19 protein-coding genes are annotated in these 20,709 nt (G+C 64.5%); 11 read left to right on the top strand and 8 right to left on the bottom strand.

Annotated elements, in window-relative coordinates:
- Positions 1-113: 113 nt before the first annotated feature.
- The gene (locus DU490_RS09690; protein WP_114574096.1) at positions 114-794 is read left to right on the top strand and encodes a hypothetical protein; all 681 of its coding nucleotides are present in this window, start codon (positions 114-116) and stop codon (positions 792-794) included.
- Between the two features lie 46 nt (positions 795-840).
- On the opposite strand, the gene DU490_RS09695 is transcribed toward DU490_RS09690, so the two are convergent.
- The 3 genes from DU490_RS09695 to DU490_RS09705 form a co-directional block, all read right to left on the bottom strand.
- Positions 841-1,431 (bottom strand): peroxidase-related enzyme, encoded by a 591-nt coding sequence (locus DU490_RS09695; protein ID WP_114574097.1) that lies wholly within the window; start codon positions 1,429-1,431, stop codon positions 841-843.
- 76 nt (positions 1,432-1,507) lie between these two features.
- The gene (locus tag DU490_RS09700) at positions 1,508-3,364 is read right to left on the bottom strand and encodes a diguanylate cyclase (RefSeq protein ID WP_114574098.1); all 1,857 of its coding nucleotides are present in this window, start codon (positions 3,362-3,364) and stop codon (positions 1,508-1,510) included.
- Between the two features lie 145 nt (positions 3,365-3,509).
- A complete protein-coding gene (locus DU490_RS09705; protein WP_114574099.1) occupies positions 3,510-5,009 on the bottom strand; it encodes a CoA-acylating methylmalonate-semialdehyde dehydrogenase in 1,500 nt (499 codons plus the stop codon).
- A 236-nt stretch (positions 5,010-5,245) separates the two neighbouring features.
- On the opposite strand from DU490_RS09705, the gene DU490_RS09710 reads away from it, so the two are divergent.
- Positions 5,246-6,229, top strand: a complete 984-nt coding sequence (locus tag DU490_RS09710; RefSeq protein ID WP_114574100.1) for a LysR family transcriptional regulator — start codon at positions 5,246-5,248, stop codon at positions 6,227-6,229.
- A 29-nt stretch (positions 6,230-6,258) separates the two neighbouring features.
- Here DU490_RS09710 and DU490_RS09715 read toward each other — a convergent pair whose 3' ends face one another.
- On the bottom strand, positions 6,259-7,737 hold the full coding sequence (locus tag DU490_RS09715; RefSeq protein WP_114574101.1) for a YdiU family protein: 1,479 nt from the start codon (positions 7,735-7,737) through the stop codon (positions 6,259-6,261).
- Between the two features lie 194 nt (positions 7,738-7,931).
- Between DU490_RS09715 and DU490_RS09720 the strand changes: the two genes are divergently transcribed.
- A complete protein-coding gene (locus DU490_RS09720) occupies positions 7,932-8,693 on the top strand; it encodes a haloacid dehalogenase type II (RefSeq protein WP_114574102.1) in 762 nt (253 codons plus the stop codon).
- 27 nt (positions 8,694-8,720) lie between these two features.
- Positions 8,721-9,668, top strand: coding sequence for a D-2-hydroxyacid dehydrogenase family protein (locus DU490_RS09725; RefSeq protein ID WP_114574103.1), 948 nt, complete (start codon positions 8,721-8,723; stop codon positions 9,666-9,668).
- A gap of 79 nt (positions 9,669-9,747) precedes the next feature.
- Here DU490_RS09725 and DU490_RS09730 read toward each other — a convergent pair whose 3' ends face one another.
- Together DU490_RS09730 and DU490_RS09735 are read right to left on the bottom strand one after the other, a co-directional pair.
- Positions 9,748-10,398: a flavin reductase family protein gene (locus tag DU490_RS09730; RefSeq protein WP_114574104.1), complete on the bottom strand. Its 651-nt coding sequence runs from the start codon at positions 10,396-10,398 to the stop codon at positions 9,748-9,750.
- A 1-nt stretch (position 10,399) separates the two neighbouring features.
- Positions 10,400-11,107: a GntR family transcriptional regulator gene (locus DU490_RS09735; protein ID WP_114574105.1), complete on the bottom strand. Its 708-nt coding sequence runs from the start codon at positions 11,105-11,107 to the stop codon at positions 10,400-10,402.
- 200 nt (positions 11,108-11,307) lie between these two features.
- On the opposite strand from DU490_RS09735, the gene dctP reads away from it, so the two are divergent.
- The 7 genes from dctP (at position 11,308) to DU490_RS09770 (ending at position 18,380) form a co-directional block, all read left to right on the top strand.
- Positions 11,308-12,309, top strand: coding sequence for a TRAP transporter substrate-binding protein DctP (gene dctP / locus DU490_RS09740; RefSeq protein ID WP_114574106.1), 1,002 nt, complete (start codon positions 11,308-11,310; stop codon positions 12,307-12,309).
- Between the two features lie 77 nt (positions 12,310-12,386).
- Complete coding sequence (locus tag DU490_RS09745) at positions 12,387-12,902, top strand: TRAP transporter small permease subunit (RefSeq protein ID WP_114574107.1); 516 nt, start codon at positions 12,387-12,389, stop codon at positions 12,900-12,902.
- Positions 12,903-12,904: 2 nt separating this feature from the next.
- The gene (locus tag DU490_RS09750) at positions 12,905-14,239 is read left to right on the top strand and encodes a TRAP transporter large permease (RefSeq protein ID WP_114574108.1); all 1,335 of its coding nucleotides are present in this window, start codon (positions 12,905-12,907) and stop codon (positions 14,237-14,239) included.
- 13 nt (positions 14,240-14,252) lie between these two features.
- Positions 14,253-15,629, top strand: a complete 1,377-nt coding sequence (locus tag DU490_RS09755; protein ID WP_114574109.1) for a malonyl-CoA decarboxylase — start codon at positions 14,253-14,255, stop codon at positions 15,627-15,629.
- Entirely contained in the window at positions 15,626-17,143 is a 1,518-nt protein-coding gene (locus tag DU490_RS09760) for a malonyl-CoA synthase (protein WP_114574110.1), read from the top strand. The genes DU490_RS09755 and DU490_RS09760 overlap by 4 nt, the downstream gene beginning before the upstream one ends.
- Before the next feature lie 35 nt (positions 17,144-17,178).
- Complete coding sequence (locus DU490_RS09765) at positions 17,179-17,781, top strand: 2-hydroxychromene-2-carboxylate isomerase (RefSeq protein ID WP_114574111.1); 603 nt, start codon at positions 17,179-17,181, stop codon at positions 17,779-17,781.
- A gap of 11 nt (positions 17,782-17,792) precedes the next feature.
- The gene (locus DU490_RS09770; protein ID WP_114574112.1) at positions 17,793-18,380 is read left to right on the top strand and encodes an SHOCT domain-containing protein; all 588 of its coding nucleotides are present in this window, start codon (positions 17,793-17,795) and stop codon (positions 18,378-18,380) included.
- Positions 18,381-18,402: 22 nt separating this feature from the next.
- On the opposite strand, the gene DU490_RS09775 is transcribed toward DU490_RS09770, so the two are convergent.
- Complete coding sequence (locus DU490_RS09775) at positions 18,403-19,830, bottom strand: amidase (protein ID WP_114574113.1); 1,428 nt, start codon at positions 19,828-19,830, stop codon at positions 18,403-18,405.
- A 253-nt stretch (positions 19,831-20,083) separates the two neighbouring features.
- A complete protein-coding gene (locus tag DU490_RS09780; RefSeq protein WP_114574114.1) occupies positions 20,084-20,698 on the bottom strand; it encodes a flavin reductase family protein in 615 nt (204 codons plus the stop codon).
- Between the last annotated feature and the right edge of the window lie 11 nt (positions 20,699-20,709).

Raw genomic sequence — 20,709 nt, forward strand, 5'->3', positions numbered from 1 at the left:
ATTCAAGTTATGGACGGAATGGCCGATATCAGCATCTCACGTCCATGAATGTTATAACGAGCGATGATACAACAGTCGCTACATGCGAACGACCACTCTCGCCGAGACTACCGATGCCGTTTACCGAAGCCAAGGAACACGCCCCCGGCCAGTTGCACGCCATCTTCGCCGACCCCTACAGCGCCTTCGGCAATCAGGTGATCGAGCGGCAGCTCCACCTGCGCATTGCCCTGGAGACCCTGGTGCTGGCGCCCATGTCCCGGGGCCAGCTCCTGCTGAGGGTAATTCACGGCTGGGAAAATGGCGGCTTCGAACCCACCGACCTGGCACATAGCGACCATCGCATCGGCTCCCTCGACGATCTGCGCAGCGCGGCCGAACGCTACCACCAGGCCTTCGAGGCTTCGCACCCCTTCCCGCAGGACGACGCCTCACTGCTGGCCCGCCCGCTCGAGCACGCCATCATTCGGGCCGAAGCCAACGGCCAGGCGCTCGACGAGGAGACCCGCACCATCCCCGCCCGCTGGCCCGCCTTCGACCAGGGGCTCTACCTCTACACCTTCTTCAAGGTCTACCACCGCCTCACCTACGGCGAGGATGAGACCTACCGTTCCATCTCCTGCATGACCCCCGCAGGCCACCGCGAAGTGCATGAATTCCACCTCGAAGAGGGCGAATTCGCCGTGGTCTCCCCCACCGAGGAGGACACCACAGCCGAAACGATACTGGTCCTGCATGAAAGCCAACTGGTGCCGATGCTGCAGCTATTGGAAGGGTGCCGGGACAGCGCCTGAGGGAGCTTCATCACACGCTTTCGGTGATCTCGATCGCCCCTGATCGTTATGTCTTCTCCCGCGGCACCCTGCCCATCAGGTAGAACTCGTCGTTGGGTGGCGTTCCGGTCAGCGTGACCAGGCGGTTGGAGAGGCCGAAGAAGGCGGTGATGGCACCGATGTCCCAGATGTCGTCCTGGGTGAAGCCGGCGTCCAGCAAGCGGGTCTGCCATTCGTCGGTGAGCTCGCCCACATCCAGGCCACAGTGAAAGGCGAAGTCGAGCATGAGCCGATGGCGCTCGCTCAGCGGTGCCGTGCGATGGTTGATGGCAACCTGGTCAGCCAGCAGCGGGTCCTTGCTGTAGATGCGTACCAGGGCACCGTGGGCCACCACGCAATAGAGGCAGTGGTTGCGCGCGCTGGTGGCCACCACGATCATCTCTTTCTCGGCCTTGGTCAGCGTGTCCGACTCCCGCTCCATCAGGGCATCGTGGTAGGCGAAGAAGGCGCGGAACTCGTCCGGGCGGTGGGCCAGCATCAGGAAGACATTGGGCACGAAGCCGGCCTTCTCCTGCACCGCCAGCATGGCGTCGCGGATATCCCCGGGCATGTCTTCGATCGACTCGGGAATCGGAAAGCGGCTGATGGGCGTAGACATGGCGGGCTCCTGGTGGGATCTAAAGGTCACAGTCAGTTAACGTCAACGTAAAGTCATTGTCCATGCCCACACGCATTCAGCCTTTCGCTATCATCGAACACGTCACCACCCGATTGCGGTCGCTCGCTTTGGCTTCGTACATGGCCTTGTCGGCGAGGCGATAGAGCGACTCCACGTCACGTACAGCGCCGCATCCCTGGCACGCCACCAAACCGAAGGAGGCCGTGATCACCCCATGCGTGGAAGCCTCATGGGGAATATGCAGTTCCTGGAGGGCCTGGCGGAACCGTTCCAGCACTTGCTGACCCTCTTCCAGCGAATCGACGGCCAGCAGCAGGCCGAACTCCTCCCCCCCCAGGCGAAAGATCCGATCACCGGCGCGGCGGAAGTGATCGAGCAGCAGAGTGGATATCCGTATCAGTACTTCATCGCCGGCTTGGTGGCCATAGGTGTCGTTGTAGAGCTTGAAGTCGTCGATATCCATCACCGCAAACAGCAGCGGTTGGCCATTGCGTCGCCGTCGATTCACTTCGTCCTCGACCAGCTCCTGGAACTGTCGACGATTCAACAAACCGGTCAGCGGGTCGGTACGCGCCATGATCGTGAGCTGTCGGTTGGCGCGTTCCAACTGCCGGGTACGCTGTTGCACCTCGCCTTCCAGGCGTTCGTTGAGGGAGCGTTGCAAGTCGGACGTGGCGCGTTCGGCGGCAAGCTTATCAGTCTTGAACTGGTTGATCTTCCAAGCCAGCCCCAGGGAGAGCAGCAGGAACTCGATCCCCGAACCTAGCAGGACGGCGTACTCGGTGACGATGTTGTAGGGCAGCACCCCCGCTACTCGCAGAAAGTAAAGCGTGATGCCGATCAGCAGCACGCTCCAGGCCACCAGGTAGATCCGAGCTAGCGTGTCGCCACAAAGACCCCGCCACGCCGCCACACCGAGCAACAGGCACGAGAGCAGAATGGCGCCCGGAATCAACAGGTGGAATACCGGTGCATAGTGACCGAACAGCGCCGGCAACGCGCTCACCAGGCACAGGCCGGCCAGCCCGTAGAGCGCCTGGGTCAAGCGGGGGGCGTGCTGGCGCAGGTTCAGGTAGCTGTCACTGAAGAACGCGAGGGTAACGGCGAACAAACCGATGTTGAGCGGTACCATCTGGTTGTTGAACGTCGGCATGTCCGGCCACCAATACTGGAAGGCGAAACCGCGCGACGAAAACATCAGGATGAAGAAGGTCCCGAGGTAGGCAACGTAGTGCAGCAGGGGACGCTCACGGGTGGCAATGTAAAGCAGCAGGTTGTAGATCAAAAGGGCCAGCAGGGCACCGAAGTAGAGACTGAAGGCCATCAACTCCCGCTGGGCCTTGGCCAGGAAGCTGGCATAGTCCATGAGATAGAGGGGCGTGGCATCGTACAGCCCGTCGTGGGTATCCAGACGCAAGAAGACCTGCAGCGACTCGCCAGCCGGGACATGGATGGGCAACACGAAGGTACGGTGGGCGACCGGGCGGGAGTCGAAATTTCTCCGGTTACCGGTATGCCACTGGCGAAGGATCTCGCCCTGCGGGTTCACCACATAGCCATCGAGGTAGTCGTGCAGCGGCATGGCCAGCTCCAGCAGCCGGCGCACAGGGGCCGAGGAATCGTTCTCGACCCGCAGCTGCACCCACCAGGCTGCGTCGGAAAAACTGAAGTTGATGGTTTCCTCGCGTGAGGCGCCCCATTCAAAGGTTTCACCACGACTGATCAGCTGCTCGATATCGAACTCACGATGCTTGTCTTCCAGCAACAGTACGTTCCGGCCGAGGTTCAGCTTCCCTTGCAAGGCGCCGACGTCGATAGCAGCCAGGGCTTGACTTGGCAGCAGTAACAGCAGCATTGCCAGCCAGCGAAATGCCACGAAGGTCGGCAAGGGAAACGAGAGACGCCTGGTCACGTGAGCTCCACGCTGGCATACGATGATGCGCCTACTGTATCAGCAAATACCGGCTTGGCGTCCATTGAAAGAAAGGACGGCCCCACCGCCAGGCAGGGCCGTCCTTGATTTCAGCGCTTTCGCCACTGGCGTCAGATCAGCGAGGTCAACTCAGCGAGATGGTGCTGTTGATGCCGCTGGAGACGTTCTCGGGCTCGAACCAGCGAGCCGTGACGGTCTTGGTCTGGGTCCAGAAGGCAATGGCCTGCTTGCCGTTGGGGCCGAGGTCGCCGAGCTTGGAGCCGCGTGAACCGGTGAAGCTGAAGTAGGCCACCGGAACCGGAATCGGCACGTTGATGCCCACCTGGCCGACGTCGATGTCGCTCTCGAAACGGCGTGCCACCCAGCCGGAGTTGGTGAAGATCGAGGTACCGTTGCCGTTGGGGTTGGCGTTGATGAATTCGATCGCCTCATCCAGGGTATCGACGCTGACCACGCAGAGCACCGGCCCGAAGATCTCCTCGCGGTAGATGGTCATTTCGGCGGTCACGTCGGCGAACACGGTGGGGCCGACGAAGTTGCCATGCTCGTAACCCGACACTTCAAAGTCGCGGCCATCCACCAGCAGCTTGGCGCCCTCCTTCTCGCCGGCATCGATCAGGCGAATCACGCGGTCGCGGGCGGCCGGGGAGACCAGCGGGCCGAGGTCGGCGTCGCGCTGGGTGCCAGGACCCACTTTCATGTTACGGGCGCCGTCGACGATATCGTCAAGCCACGCCTGGGCCTCACCCACCAGCACTACCACGGAGTTGGCCATGCAGCGTTGTCCCGCGGCGCCGAAGGCGGAACCCAGCAGGTTGTTGATGGCCTGGCTGCGGTTGGCGTCGGGCATGACGACGCAGTGGTTCTTGGCGCCCATCATCGCCTGCATGCGCTTGCCGGCGGCAGCGGCGCGGTTGTAGAGCAACGAACCCACGTGGCTCGAGCCGATGAAGGAGAGCGCCTTGATGTCGGCATGGTCAGCAATCTGATTGGCCACGTCCGGGCCGCCGTGAACCACGTTAAGCACACCAGCCGGCACCCCGGCCTCGTGGGCCAGCTCCACCAGGCGCATGGTGGAGCTCGGATCCTGCTCGGATGGCTTGAGCACGAAGGTGTTGCCGGTGGCGATGGCCAGCGGGAACATGAAGCACGGTAGCATGATGGGGAAGTTGAAGGCGGTGATACCGGCACCCACCCCCAGTGGTTGGTTGAGGGTGTAGACATCGATCTCGGTACCAGCGTTCTCTGCCAGCTCGCCAAGCTGCAGCGAAGTGATCGAGCAGGCGTGCTCGATCACTTCCAGGCCTCGGCCCACCTCGCCCTCGGCGTCGGGTAGCGTCTTGCCGTGCTCCTCGGTGATCAGCGCGGCCAGCTCGGCGGTGTTATCGCGCACCAGCGCCTGCAGCTTGAGCATGATGCGCATGCGCTTGCCCAGCGGCACCTTGCGCCAGGTCTTGAAGGCTTCCTTGGCGCTGGCCACGGCCTGCTCCACTTCCTCGGCAGTGCAGAACGGCACCCGGGCGACCACTTCCTGGGTCGCCGGATTGACCACATCGCGCCACTCCTGGCTCTTGGACTGCAAGGGTTGGCCGTCGATGTACATGGGGATTTCGCGGACTGACATGGTGCGTGCTCCTCTCTCTTGTCTTCTGGCTTGTCTGCTTGCTCTTGTCTGCTTGCGCAGCCTGCTTATCGTTGTGATGGCCTTCTCGAAGCAAGGCAGATATTAGACTTTGTGTGTATTAGCACACGGAATGGAATGCCATGAGTCTAGCCAGAGGTCGGATTGCCTGACAACGGGCACTCGGGCACATTGCTTGTGCGCTGTTGCACAACCACGCCGCGCCCCGGGAGACCATCATGCTCGACTGGCAGGACATACAGATCTTTCTGGAAGTGGCCCGCAGCCAACGGCTGACCGATGCCGCCCGACGCCTGGGCCTTGACCACTCCACCCTATCGCGACGCACCCGCCGCTTCGAGCAAAAACTCAACACCCAGCTCTTCGAGCGTAGCACTCATGGCTATCATCTGACCGAAGCCGGCCAGCAGTTGCTGGCCCATGCCGAGGAGATGGCCCGCCATGCCTTCGAAGCCGGCGAAAGCCTCACCGACAAGAACCACCAGCTCAGCGGCCAGATACGCCTGGGGGTCACCGAGGGCTTCGGCACCTGGGTGGTCGCCCCGCTGCTCTCACTCTTCTGCGAACGCCACCCCGGCATCACCCTGGACCTGCTGGCGCTGCCCCGCGTGGTCAACCTGAGCCGCCATGAAGCGGACCTGGCCATCACCGTAGAGCGCCCAGTCAGCCCAGGCATGGTGACCTCTCGGCTGTGCGACTACCGGTTGCGGCTGTACGGCAGCCGCGACTATCTGGCGCGCCATGGCACGCCGACTGGGCTTGCGGAACTCGGCCGCCACCGTCTGATCGGCTATGTGGACGACCTGATCTTCAGCGAGCAGCTCAGCTATCTGGAGCCACTGCTCGACCCCGCCGTGGTCGGCCAGCCAGGGCCGCACTTCTCGATACGCAGCACCAGCGTGACAACCCAGCATGCCGCCACGTTGAGCGGTGCCGGTCTTGCCGTGCTGCCCTGCTTCATGGCCGAGACCAGCGACACGCTCGACAGCGTGCTGGACGACGAGGTAGAGATCGTGCGCCAGTTCTGGATCACCGCGCGCCAGGAGCAGCGGCGCCTGGCCCGGGTGCGGTTGCTGTGGGACTTCCTGCGCGAGGCACTGGAGGTCAACCGCGCCTTCCTGATGGGCGAGAGTCGCAAGCTCGTGTTACCCGATTCGGAGCCAATTCCGTCCCGACCATCGCCACCAGGCTGCCGGGAATGATCGATGGAAGCCGGTACTGGCAGCGGCACTCATGTGCCGCAGAAGGTGCGAAAGACCCGTTCGCGTGGTGATGCCGGCAGGCTGTAATCCTCACGGCCGGGCTGCGCCTCGAATGGCCGTGTGACCACCGAGAGCAACTCTTCGAAGGGAGTGAAGTTGTCCTCGTCGATGGCTGAGGTCAGCGCCTGCTGGACCCGGTGGTTGCGGGGAATATAGGCCGGATTGACGAGCCGCATCTGCCTGGCCCGCTCGGCGGGCGGCGCAAGCTCCAGGGTCAGCCGTTCGCGCCAGCGTTCAAGCCAGGCCTCGATGATCTCCGGGCGCTCGAACAGGTCGCCGAGGGCGCTGTCCGCTTCGCCGGATTCGGCCGCCTCGCAGAGCTGACGGAAGGTCAGGGTGAAGTCGGCCCGCCCCTGCTGCATGGTTTCCAGCAGCGCCTCGGCCAGCGCCTGGTCGCCCGCCACTTCACGAGTCAGGCCCAGCTTGGCTCGCATGACGGCAAGCCATTCACTCTCGTACTGCTCCGGGTAGGCCTCGATCAGCTCGGTGGCACGTTCCACCGCCCGCTCCTGGTCGCTGTCGATCAGCGGCAGCAGGGTCTCGGCCAGCCGCGCCAGGTTCCACTGGGCGATCCAGGGCTGATTGGTGTAGGCGTAACGCCCGCCCTCGTCGATGGCGCTGAAGACACTCTTCGGATCGTAGGTCTCCATGAAGGCGCAGGGGCCGTAGTCGATGGTCTCACCCGAGACCGTGGTGTTGTCGGTGTTCATCACGCCATGGATGAAACCCACCCCCACCCACTTTGCTACCAAGGTCGCCTGTCGCGCCTGGATCGCCTCGATCAACGCCATGTAGCGCTCATGGCCGGACAGCCTTCCCAACTCGGGGTAATGACGCTCGACCACATGATCGGCCAGCTCGCGAATGGCATCGGCATCGCCGCGGGCGGCAAAGTACTGGAAGGTGCCGACACGGATATGGCTGGTGGCCACGCGGGTGAGGATCGCTCCCGGCTCGGGAATGCCACGAACCACCCGCTCGCCGGTGGTCACCGCTGCCAGGGCCCGGGTGGTGGGAATGCCCATGGCGTGCATGGCCTCGCTGACCAGGTACTCCCTCAGCACCGGCCCCAGCGGCGCGCGACCGTCGCCGCCGCGGGAAAAGGGCGTACACCCGGCCCCCTTGAGCTGAATATCGCGCAACCTGCCTTCCCTGTCTGTCACCTCACCCAGCAGCACGGCACGGCCATCGCCAAGCCGAGGCACGAAGCCGCCGAACTGGTGGCCGGCGTAGGCCTGCGCCAACGGTTCGGCCCCGGGCGGCACCACGTTGCCGGCAAACCAGACTGTTGCCTCGTCACTCTCGAAGGTCGCCAGGTCAAAGCCCAACTCGTCGGCCAGGGAACGGTTGAAGGCCACCAGCCGCGGCGAAGCCACGGGAACGGGATCGAAGCGCGCGTAGAAGCGTTCGGGAAATCGCGCATAGCGAAGGGTGAACGGGGGAAACATGGCGGCTCCGAATAGCGACTGGGCACGGGAAGAGTAGATTCACCTGCTATGACAAGGCCGGATGGTCAACATTCCGTCAAAGGAAAGTGCACAGCTATTTGCATGGGGAGCACTGTAGGCCTACATTTGGCGAAAATCGAGTCGAATTGCATACAATTATAATGTCGACTAGCGTCTAACAAGGAAGTGACGGCATGAGCCTTACCCCCCCACAACTCGCCGACATCCGCTGCCTGGCCTTTGATGTCTTCGGCACGGTGGTTGACTGGCGCAGCAGCATCATTCGCGAAGGCGAGTCGCTCGGGCGTGCCCGTGGACTGGAAGTCGACTGGGCAGCCTTTGCCGATGCCTGGCGTGCGGGCTATGCCCCTTCGATGAATCGGGTTCGCCAAGGGCGCCTCTCATGGACCTCGCTGGACCAACTGCATCGCATGACGCTGGACCGGCTGCTCGAGGAGTTCGGCATCACCGAGCTGTCGGAAGCCGACAAGGCCAACTTCAATCGCGCCTGGCACCGACTCAAGCCCTGGCCGGATGCCGTGAACGGCATGCACCGCCTGCGCGAGCGGTTCATCCTGACCCCGCTCTCCAACGGCAACATGTCGCTACTGGTCAACATGGCGAAGCAGGCCTGCCTGCCGTGGGACTGCGTCCTCTCGGCCGAGCTGGCAAGGCACTACAAGCGTGACCCCGAGGTCTACCGCATGGCAGCCCGGCTGCTGGACCTGAGCCCGCAGCAGATCATGATGGTGGCCGCCCACCAGGACGACCTCAAGGCCGCACACAGCGAGGGGCTGCACACCGCCTTCGTGATGCGCCCGCTGGAGTTCGGGCCACAAGCCAGGCCCGACCTGACCGTGGATCCGATCTTCGACTACGTAGCCAGCGATTTCCACGACCTGGCAGACCAGCTTCTGAGCCGCTCGGTGTCGTATCCAGCGTTGGCCTTGAAATAGCCAGGCACCCGGCAAGGAACCCGCCCGATGAAGATCGTGATACCCGATGACTACCAGGACTGCGTGCGCACGCTCGATGCCTTCGGCAAACTGGAAGGCCAGGACGTCACCATCCACAACGACACGCTGACCGACCTGGATGCCCTGGCCGAACGCTTCCGCGATGCCGAGGCGCTGGTGCTGATCCGCGAACGCACGCCGATCTCCGCCGAGCTGCTGACCCGCCTGCCCAACCTCAGGGTGATCAGCCAGACCGGTGGCGGCGCGGCCCATGTGGACATGGACGCCTGTCGCCGCCAGGGCGTCACGGTCATGGCCGGCACCGGCTCGCCCCATGCCGCCGCCGAGCTCACCTGGGGGCTGGTCATGGCCGCCATGCGCCATATTCCCCAGGAGTTCGAGAACCTCAAGGCCGGACGCTGGCAGCGCACCCTGGGCACCGGCCTCAAGGGTCGCACCCTGGGCATCTTCGGCTACGGCAAGATCGGCCAGCTGATGGCCCGTTACGGCCAGGCCTTCGGAATGAACGTGCTGGTATGGGGTCGTGAGGGCACCCGGGCGCGAGCCGCCGAGGCGGGGCTCGACGTGGCCGGCAGCAAGGAGGCGCTGTTCGAGCGCAGCGACGTGCTGAGCCTGCACCTGCGATTGAACGCCGAGACCCGCGGCATCGTCACCGCCGAGGACCTCGCCCGCATGAAGTCCACCGCATTGGTGGTCAATACCAGCCGCGCCCCGCTGGTCGAGGCCGGCGCCCTGGAGGCGGCACTGCGCGCGGGGCGGCCTGGCCTGGCCGCCGTGGATGTATTCGACGAGGAGCCGGTAACCCATCACCCGCTGCTCGAGCTGCCCAACTTCCTCGCCACGCCCCACCTCGGCTATGTGGAGAAGAACAGCTACGAGCTCTACTTCGGCGACGCCTTCGACAATCTGCTCGCCTTCGCCGCGGGACGCCCGGTCACCAACCTGGCCGAGTGAATCGACGCCGCAGCATGGACAGCATGGAGAGAAGCCAATGAGCGCACGTGAAGCGAGCCTCGACCCGAACGGCCTGGCGTCAGCCGCCCCGTGCCGGGCGGCTCATGGCGCTGCCCGACGCCGGCCGCTCGACCACGAACAGGTCGCTGGTTCGGGCGTAGTCGTTTCCGGCCATGCGCCCGATGGGTCGTAGCGCGTCGATGGATACGTGCCGGCCGTTCCACACCGCGTCGTCCACATGGATCGATACCACCTCCGCCAGTACCAGGTTGCCGGCCAGGGGCTGGTCACCGAAACGGATGATCTCGCGAAGCCGGCAGCCGAAGGCCACCGGCGCACCCGCCACCCGGGGCACAGAGACCCCGGGCATCGGCAGTTTCTCCAGTCCCGCCAGGGCAAATTCATCCTCGTGGTGAGGAAGTCCAGCGCTGGTGGCGTTCATCTCCTCCACCAGGCCCTCGCCGCTGATATGGATCACGCACTCCCTCACCTGTTCCAGGTTGCGAATGGTGTCCTTGGGTTGTCCCTCGCCATCGAGCAGCGGCGAGAATCCCAGCACCGGCGGCGCTACACTCACCACATTGAAGAAAGAGAACGGCGCCAGGTTGGCGTTGCCGTTGCGATCGAGCGTCGACACCCAGGCGATGGGGCGCGGGCAGACGCTGCCCGAGAAGAGACGGTAGATGGCCCCGATGCTCAGCGAGGCCTCCTCCAGCAGATAGTCGCTCATGTCAGGCCCTTGTACGGTCATGGGGGGCGTCCAGGCGGGTCGCCGACGCATCCAGCTTCTTGACGCTGGCGATGAAATCGCTGAACCGCTCGCCCTGGATCAACACATGCTCGCGCAGCGTCTGCTCCGCAAGCTCCGCCTCGCCTTGCTCGATGGCGGCGACAATCTTGCGATGCTCGGCAAGGGAGCCGCCCATGCGCTGGCGTACCTGAAGCTGCAGCCGGCGGTAGGGCTTGAGCCGCTGCTTCAGCTGCCGCGCCTCCTGCGCCAGGAAGCCATTGTGGCTGGCTGTGTAGATGCAGTCGTGAAAGGTCTCGTTTTCGTAGTAGTACTCGTCGGTATCGCCCGCCTCGGCCGCCGCTTCACAGCGGGCCAGGGCCTCGCGCAGTGCGGCGAGTTCCTCCTCGCTGATACGCCGTGCCGCCAGGCGCCCGCACATGCCCTCCAGCTCCGCCATCACCTCGAACATCTCGATCAACTGGTCGATGCCGATCCGGGCGACGAAGGTGCCCTTCTTGGGCGACACCGTGACCAGGCCGCTGGCCACCAGTTGCTGGATCGCCTCGCGAACGGGGGTGCGCGAAACACTGAACTCCCGGCCCAGGGCCTCCGGATCGAGCCGCTCTCCCGGCGTCAGCCGACCGTTGATGATGTCATCCTCCAGAGCATCCCTGAGTCGTTGTGCGCTCGAACGTTTAACACTGCTCACCTGTCACCTCCACGACACACCTTCATGACATGACCACCACGCCGCTCCCCTACTTTGCCTGCGGTTTTACCTGCTGGCGATTCAGACCGGCAAATGTTGACAACAGTATATATGAGGTCTATTGATGTATACATCAGCTCGCCTGATAAACACTAGCCGCAGTAACAACCATACACAAAAACAAATTCTGGAGCCTCAAGATGACACGCCAAATCAAGCCTGCCGCTACCGCAGCCCTCGGACTCGCCATCGCCTTCAGCGGCATCGCCTCGGCCGACACCGTCCTTCGTGCCTCCCACCAGTTCCCCGGTGGCCAGGGAGATGTTCGCGACGAAATGGTGCAGATGATGGCACGCCACGTCGCCGAGGCGGATGTGGGCCTCAGCATACAAGTCTACCCCGGGCAGTCGCTGTTCAAGGCCAACGAGCAGTGGGGCGCCCTGGTCCGCGGTCGCCTGGACCTCACCCTGCTGCCGCTGGACTATGCCAGCGGACGCCATCCCGAATTTTCCGCCACCCTGATGCCCGGCCTGGTGCGCAACCATGAGCATGCCAAGCGCCTGAATGACTCCGAATACATGGCGATGATCCACTCGGTCATCGAGGAAGGGGGCGCCCGGGTACTCGCCGACACCTGGCTGTCGGGGGGCTTCGCCTCCAGCGAGCAGTGCATCACCTCACCGGATACCGTGCGCGGCCAGAACATCCGGGCCGCCGGACCGGCCTTCGAGCAGATGCTGCAGGCCGCCGGCGCCTCGATCGCCTCGATGCCCTCCTCCGAGGTCTACACCGCCATGCAAACGGGCGTGCTCGAGGCCGCCAACACCTCCTCGATGTCGTTCATCTCCTTCCGTCTCTACGAACAGGTCGAGTGCCTGACCGAGCCTGGCGACTTCGCGCTGTGGTTCATGTACGAGCCGGTGCTGATCTCCGACCAGGTCTGGCAGGGTCTCAACGAGGAGCAGCAGGCCGCCCTGATGGAGGCCGGCAAGGCCGCGGAGGAGTTCTTCGCTGCCGAGGCCGCGGCCATCGACGAGAAGATGGTAGAGGTCTATCGCGAGAACGGCGTGGAGGTCGTCAGCATGAGCGAAGAGGACTACAACGCCTGGCTCGAACTCGCCCAGGAGACCTCCTACAAGAACTTTGCCGAGAACGTGCCCAATGGCCAGGCGATCATCGATGCCGCCCTGGCCGTGGAGTGAGCCCTGACCACTTGAGACCCGCGCCGGCCACCCGCCCGGGAGGCCGGCGCCCTTTCACTCGGGAGGAAATCCTTGCCATGGCCCACTCTCAGTCCCTTGCTCAACGATCCGGCGTCGTCGGCGGCTTCATCCGCACGATGGACGTCCTGTCTCGAATCACCGCCTACCTTGCCGCCGCGCTGTTCATCGCCGGTGTGCTGGTGATCTGCCAGATGGTCTTCATCCGCTACATCCTCGGCATGAGCACCAGTTGGCAGACCGAATTCACGGTCTTCTCGGTCACCGCCGCCATGCTGCTTGGCAGCCCCTATGTGCTGATGACCGGCGGCCATGTCGCCATCACCATCCTGCCGGACGCCCTGGGCGGCCTGCCCCAGAAGCTCATGCGACTCGCAGCCTCCCTGATCGGGCTGGCCTTCTGTGCTGCGCTGGCCTACGGCGCCTGGGTCTATGTCTGGGAGGCCTGGGAAGGCGGCTGGACCACCGGCACCGTATGGAACCCCCCGCTATGGCCGGCCCTGCTGCCGATGGCCGTGGGAGCGACGCTGCTGTCGCTGCAATACATCGCTGAAATTCTGCGCGGGGAGAACTGAGCATGGACCCGATTACCATGGGAATCATCGTCGCCATCGCCCTGATCTTGCTGATGGCGATCGGCACCCCCATCGCCTTCGCCCTGGGCGGAGTCTCACTGGTGGCCCTGATCTATGATCGCGGGCTCCCCGAACTGACCTACTTCGGCGAGACCTTCTTCGACCGCATCGCCGAGTTCGGCTTCGTGGCCATCCCGATGTTCATCCTGATGGGTGCCGCCGTGGCGTCCTCACCCACCGGGCGCGACCTCTATCGCTCGCTGGACCTATGGATGGGGCGCCTGCCCGGCGGCCTGGCGGTCTCCAACATCGGCGCCTGCACGATCTTCTCCGCGCTCTCCGGCTCCTCGCCGGCCACCTGCGCCGCCATCGGCAAGATGGGCATTCCAGAGATGCGCGTACGCGGCTATCCGGATGGCGTGGCGGCCGGCTGCATCGCCGCAGGCGGTACCCTGGGCATCCTCATCCCGCCCTCGGTGACCATGATCATCTACGGCATCTCCACTGAGACCTCGATCGGCCGCCTGTTCATGGCCGGCGTGGTCCCCGGCTTCATGCTGGCCGGCCTGTTCATGATCTGGACCATGATCGCCTGCCGCCTGGCCGGGGGCTACAACAACCCCATGGCGCAGTCCGCTGCGCGGGTGAAGCAGTCCATCAAGGAGAACGTCGACGCCAACCTCAAGGCGTTGATCCGCGTACTGCCGTTCCTGGCCGTGGTCGCGGGCATCCTGTTCGCCCTCTATGGCGGGGTCGCCACGCCCTCGGAAGCCGCCGGCGTCGGGGCTTTCCTGTGCGTGGCCCTGGCAGTGATCATCTACCGCATGTGGCAGGTGGGGCCGATCAAGCTGATCATGCGCGACTCGCTGCGCGAAAGCGTGATGATCATGCTGATCATCGCCACCGCCGAGGTGTTCGCCTACGCGCTCTCCTCGATGTTCATCACCCAGACCATCGCGGCAGCCATCAGCGATCTCGACGTCAATCGCTGGGTGCTGATGGGCATCATCAACCTGTTCCTGCTGGTCGCCGGTTTCTTCCTGCCGCCGGTGGCGGTGATCGTGATGACCGCGCCGATCCTGCTGCCGATCATCCTGGCCGCCAACTTCGATCCGTACTGGTTCGCGGTGATCCTGACCATCAACCTGGAGATCGGCCTGATCACGCCGCCGGTGGGCCTGAACCTGTTCATCATCAAGGGCATCGCCCCGGACATCTCGCTGCGCGATATCCTGCTGGGCAGCCTGCCCTACGCGCTGTGCATGGTGCTGGGCATCCTGCTGCTCTGCTTCTTCCCGGGTATCGCCCTGTGGCTACCCAACCTGATCATGGGCTAAGGAGGCTCTATCCATGAACATGACCTTCCTGCAGGAGCTGTTCAACAGCATCACCCAGCGCGACGCCCTGCTGCGGCGTCGCCAGGGGGAGATCGTCGCGCCGGACCATGCTCAGCTGATCAAGGCCTGCCACGCCCTGCTGGAAAGCGATGGAGAGGCGTCGAGCATCGCCCTGGCCAGCCGGGCCCTGGCCATGTATCGCCAGTTGGACGAGGAGGAGCGGCGGCGCTTCTTCGAATGCCTGGAAACCGAGTTCGCCGCCGAGCCAACGGACATCGACAGGGCCTATGCGGCCTACCGGGAAGCGCGCAACAACGCCAACCTGCAGACGCTGTTCGATGCCTGCGAACCGCGCCGGCAGGAGCTGTTCCGGCGGCTCAACCTGGCCAGCAACGGCACTTACGAGCTGGTGCGCATGCGCGAGGACCTGCTGGGGCTGCTGCGCGAGCCCCGCTCGGACGGGAAAGAGCTCAATGCCATCGACGCCGACTTCGCCCACCTGTTCGGCTCCTGGTTCAACCGCGGCTTCCTGATGCTCAAGCGTATCGACTGGAACACGCCGGCATCGATCCTGGAGAAGATCATTCGCTACGAGGCGGTGCACGAGATCCGCGACTGGGACGACCTGCGTCGCCGGCTCGACGCCCGCGACCGGCGCTGCTTCGCCTTCTTCCACCCGGCGATCGGCGACGAACCGCTGATCTTCGTCGAGGTGGCCCTGTGCAAGGGCCTCCCGGACAGGATCCAGCCGATACTCTCGGGGGAGAGTGCCGGCGAACGAGACATCGACGACCCCGAGGCCGCCGATGCCGCCGCCTTCTTCGGCATCAGCAACTGCCAGACCGGCCTGCGCGGCATCTCCTTCGGCAACTTCCTGATCAAGCAGGTGGTCCAGGAACTCAAGCAGGAGCTGCCCCAGCTCAAGCACTTCGTGACCCTCTCGCCGGTGCCCGGCTTCAGCCAGTGGCTCGCGGGCTGCCGCACCGACGAGAGCCTGCCGGCCGAACTGCGCCGCACCCTGGAAGGGCTCGACAACCCCGACTGGCATCGCGACCCGGAGCAGAGCGATCGCCTGAAGGCCATCATCAAGCCCCTGGCCGCACGCTACCTGGTGGAGGAGAAGAATGCCCGCGGCCTGCCGCTCAACCCGGTGGCCCGCTTCCACCTGGGTAACGGCGCCGAACTGAAGCGCATCAACTGGCTTGGCGATGTCTCGCCCAAGGGCCTGAAACAGGCCGAGGGACTCATGGTCAACTATCTCTACGTACTCGACGACATCGAGCGAAATCACGAAAATTACATCGCCAACGCCAAGGTGGCCCACTCGAACGAGGTCCGCGACCTCGTTCGCCGCGCCAGGAAAATGGCCAAGGGAGAGAACGTCAAATGAGCCAGAATCTTTTCGAAACCTTCGCCGCCCGCATGCAGGAACGCGGCGATGCCGATTTCATCACTACCCGTGACGGCCGCCGCTACAGCCACGCCGCTGCCCTGGCCGCCAGCGCCCGGCTGGCCGGTGCCCTGGCCGCGCTGGGTGTCGCCCCCGGCGACCGGGTCGCCGTGCAGGTCGACAAGAGCCCCGAGGCGATCCTGCTCTATCTCGCCTGCCTGCGGATCGGCGGCGTCTACCTGCCGCTCAACACCGGCTATACCGCCGACGAGATCCGCTACTTCCTGGCCGACGCCGAACCGGCCCTGTTCGTCTGCCGTCCGGCCGCCCTGGACCAGGCCCGGGCGGTGGCCAGCGAGACCGGCTGCCCGGCGGTGGAAACCCTGGGCACCGATGGCGACGGCAGCCTGATGGAGGCCGCCGAGCGGGCCACGCCGCACGACACCATCGAGCCGCGTGAGGAGAACGACCTGGCCGCGATCCTCTATACCTCGGGCACCACCGGGCGCTCCAAGGGCGCCATGCTGACCCACCGCAACCTGGGCTCCAATGCCGCCACCCTGGTCGAGGCCTGGCGCTTTACCGCCGAGGACCGCCTGATTCATGCCCTGCCGATCTTCCACACCCACGGGCTGTTCGTCGGCTGCAACGTCACCCTGATGGCCGGCTCGAGCATGCTGTTCCTGCCGAGCTTCGACGCCGACGTGATCTTCGAGGAGCTGCCTCGCGGCAGCGTGATGATGGGGGTGCCGACCTTCTATACGCGGCTGATCCAGGATCCGCGCCTGACCCCCGAAGTCACCGCCAACATGCGGCTGTTCGTCTCCGGCTCGGCCCCGCTCACCGCCGAGACCCACCGGGAGTTCGAACAGAAGAGCGGCCATGCCATCCTCGAGCGCTACGGCATGACCGAAACCAACATGAACCTCTCCAACCCCTACGACGGCGATCGTCGCGCCGGCACCGTGGGCATGCCGCTGCCGGGCGTGGAGTACCGCATCACCGACCGCGAAACCCATGAGCCGCTCCCCAATGGCGAGATCGGCATGCTCGAGATTCGCGGCCCCAACGTCTTCATCGGCTACTGGCGGATGCCCGAGAAGACCCGCGAGGAGCTTCTGGAGGATGGCTTCTTCGTCACCGGCGACCTGGCCATGGTCGACGAACGCGGCTATGTCCATATCGTCGGCCGCGACAAGGACATGGTCATTTCCGGGGGCTACAACGTCTACCCCAAGGAGGTCGAGCAGATCATCGACGAACTGGAGGGGGTGAAGGAGTCCGCCGTGATCGGCGTGCCCCACCCGGACTTCGGCGAAGGCGTTACCGCCGTGGTGGTACCGGAAGCCGGCGCCCGGCTCGACGAGCGGGATGTCATCGACTTCCTCAAGGACCGGCTGGCGAAGTACAAGCAGCCCAAGCGGGTGCTCTTCGTCGACGGGCTGCCGTACAACACCATGGGCAAGGTCCAGAAGAATGAACTGCGCAAGAATTACCAGGACATCTATCGTTAGGAAACACCGACGAGACAGAAGAGGCAACGACCAACATGCCCAAGCGCATCACCTACTACTTCAGCCAGGTATCGCCCTGGACCTACCTGGGCCATGCCCGGCTCGGCGAGATCGCCGCCCGCCACGGCGCCACCATCGACTATGTGCCGATCACGCTCAGCGCAGTATTCCCCAGGACCGGCGGGCTGCCGCTGCCCAAGCGGGCGCCCGAGCGCCAGGCCTACCGCATGGCCGAGCTGAAGCGCTGGCCGCAGGAGCTTGGCATTCCCCTCAACCGGCAACCCAAGCACTTCCCCACCGACGACCGCCCGGCGGCGCGCCTGGCACTGACCGCCAAGGCCCATGGCCACGACATCGCCGAACTTTCGCTGGCCATACTCAAGGCCTGCTGGGTCGAGGAGCGTGATGTCGCCGACCTCGACACGCTGCGCGAGATCGCCGACGCCTGCGGCCTGGACGGCCAGGCACTGCTGGAGGAGTCGGAATCGGACGTGGGGCAGCAGCGCCTCAATGAGGCCTGTGAACAGGCCGTCGCGGCAGGCTGCTTCGGCTCCCCGTGGTACGACATCGACGGTGAGCCCTTCTGGGGGCAAGACAGGCTCGATCTGGTCGAGAAGAAACTGGCCGGCGAACCGTGAGTCAAACCGGCATGCATTCACTCAGCCCCCGGGGGCTCGCCATCGTCGACGAGCTCGCCGAGCGTCACGATTTCAGTCGCGACGCCATTGCGCACATGGTATTGGCCGTGGCCGACGGTGATGGCCAGATGGCGATGTTTTCGCACCCGGAGTTCGGCGGTCCCGGCCAATGGATGCAGGGTGGCATGCTGATGCTGAGCGACCCTCTCAACCATGCTTTGAACGCCCGCGTGGATGCGCTGTGCCACGAAATTGGTGAGAGGGTTGGTGGGATGGCTGGTGAAGGGATAGCGGGTGAAATAGCTGCCCAACAGCCAGCTTGGCTCGTCGCGGAAGATAACACCGCCTGGTGGCCGGCGGAACTCGGCGCACCCAACGCGACCGGCGAACAGAACGGTTTGCGCTACGCCTACTTTGCCCAGGCTCGGCGCCTCGTCGTACAAACCGAAGATACCCTCCGCGTCTATGACACCCTGGACCATCGCATCCATGGCTTTGCCCAGCAGCAGGGAAGCCAGAGCCGATTGACGGTTACCAGCCAGCACGGCGACGTCGACCTCGCGAGCCTGCCGGTCGTATCCAGCAGAAAACAGCCGTAGAGCTAGGAAGCGTTCTGTTTCCTCAGGCTACAAAGGGATCTACCGGCGTGCACGGCCCAAACGCGGCCTCGATGACCTCGGCAGCCTCCAGCACCAGGTCGTCGCGAAAGCGGTCGGCGTACAACTGGACGGTCATCGGTGCGTTGTCGATCGGCCGGGTCGGTAGCACGACGGCGGGGAAGCCGAGCAGATTGCCGGGGGTCACGAACCACTGCATGCCCAGCATCAACTCGCTGCCGGCTGGCGAGGCGACATCGGCATCGTGCACGAACGGTGCCGAAGGCCAGACGGGCCCCAGGATTAACGGATATTCCGCAAAGAACGCCGACCAGGCCCGGCCGAGACGCGAACGCTCCTGATGCAGCGCGGCATGCGTCACCGAGGGATCGATCCTGGCGATCAGGGCATCCATGAGCATGGCGGCCTCCAGGCTGAGCGTGGGCCGTATCGACTCGGCCGTGAGGCTCAGGTCGGACATCTGGAATTGCGTCCAGAGATGGTTGATCAGCTCGATTTCCGGCGGTATCCCCTCCTCCACCTGGTAACCGCCGGCGGCAAGCGCCTCGCCTGCCGCCCGGACGCTGGCGACAATGGCCGGGTCAACCACACTGCCGGGCAACGATGTCACCATGGCCACACGACGCGGGACTCGCGGGCCTTCCAGCACCACCGTGACCGAGCGAGGGTCGCGCACGTGCTGCCCATGAACCTGCTCCAGAACGAGCCTGAGATCAGCCACACTGCGGGCAATGGGGCCATCTGTCAGCATCACCTGGGCACTCAGGAAGCCATCGCCGGCACTACCGTAAGGCACGCGCCCCTGGGTGGGCTTCAATGCCGCGACACCGCAGCAGAACGCCGGATTCCTCAGTGATCCGCCGATGTCGTTGCCGATTCCCAGCGGCGACATGCCGGACGCCACGGCCGAGCCTTCGCCACCGCTGCTGCCCCCGGCGGTCAGCTGTGCGTTCCACGGATTGCGCGTCAGTCCTCTGAACGGGTTACTGGTGGAGATCCGCAGGCCCATTTCCGGCATGTTGGTGCGCCCGATGGGAATGGCGCCAGCGGTACGCATCCGTTCGACCACCGGCGCATCCTGTTCCGGCAATGCCTTGGCGTTCGCGGCCAGGCCCAAGGTGGTCGGGGTACCTACGCAATCGATATTCTCCTTCACGGTGATCGGCACCCCGTGCAGGGGCGGCAGATCGCGCTTGCCCGCCTGTTTGAGATGGGCATCCGCGGCGTCCGCCGCCTCTTGGGCCGATGTGCGCAGCATGATAGTGACGGCATTGAGTGTCGGGTTGACCGCCTCGATCCGCGCCAGGTGCGCATCGACCACCTCGCGGCTCGATACTTCCCCGGACCTGATAAGTGCCGCCAATGTCGTCGCGGACTGGCGCCAGAGTTCCTGCGAACCATTCGGGGGCTTGGGAGAAGCGCGCTTTCTCATGGTTTCACTTCCTTTGTGGACGTGACACCCCTAACGGAGGCGGCACGGCGATGCGATCCTGCATCATCAAGAGGGGAGCATCGGCACGGGCGAATCGTCCCGCAGATAGAGAGGATAGATGGCGATCTGCTCAGTGGTGCCTATCTAGCAGGATAGTCGCTCATAGCGAATTCTCTTCAGGCGGTGAAAAGCACCTCACCGGCGGGCTGTGAATCCAGCCGCCGACCTACCTAACGCGCGAGACGCCACCGCCTCACGCCGGCCTTTCCAACCCGAATAGGTCACTCGTGCGGGCATAGTCGCTGCCCGCCATGCGCCCGATGGGCCTGAGCGCTTCTACCGAGACATGACGGCCATTCCATATCGCATCGTCGATATGGATCGACACGACCTCCGCCAGCACCAGGCAGCCCGCCATGGGCTGGTCGCCGAAGCGCACGATCTCGCGCAGCCGGCAGCCGAAGGCCACCGGGGCAGCCGCCACCCGCGGCACCGACAGCCCCGACATGATCACCTTCTCCAACCCCGCCAGGGCGAACTCGTCTTCCCCCGCCGGCAGGCTGGCGCTGGTGACGTTCATCGCCTCCACCAGCGCCTCGCCGCTGATGTGCACCACGCACTCGGGCACCTGCTCCAGGTTGCGGATGGTGTCCTTGGGCTGGCCCTCGCCGTTGATCAGCGGCGAAAAGCCCAGCACCGGCGGCGCCACGCTCACCACGTTGAAGAAGGAGAACGGCGCCAGGTTGGTATTACCGTCACGATCCCGGGTCGACACCCAGGCGATAGGGCGCGGGCAGATCGTCCCGCAGAACAGACGATAGATGGCACCACTGCTCAGCGGCGCCTCTTCCAGCAGATAGTCGCTCATGGCTAGCCCTT

Source organism: Halomonas sp. DQ26W, from assembly GCF_003339685.1.
Classification (GTDB): domain Bacteria; phylum Pseudomonadota; class Gammaproteobacteria; order Pseudomonadales; family Halomonadaceae; genus Halomonas.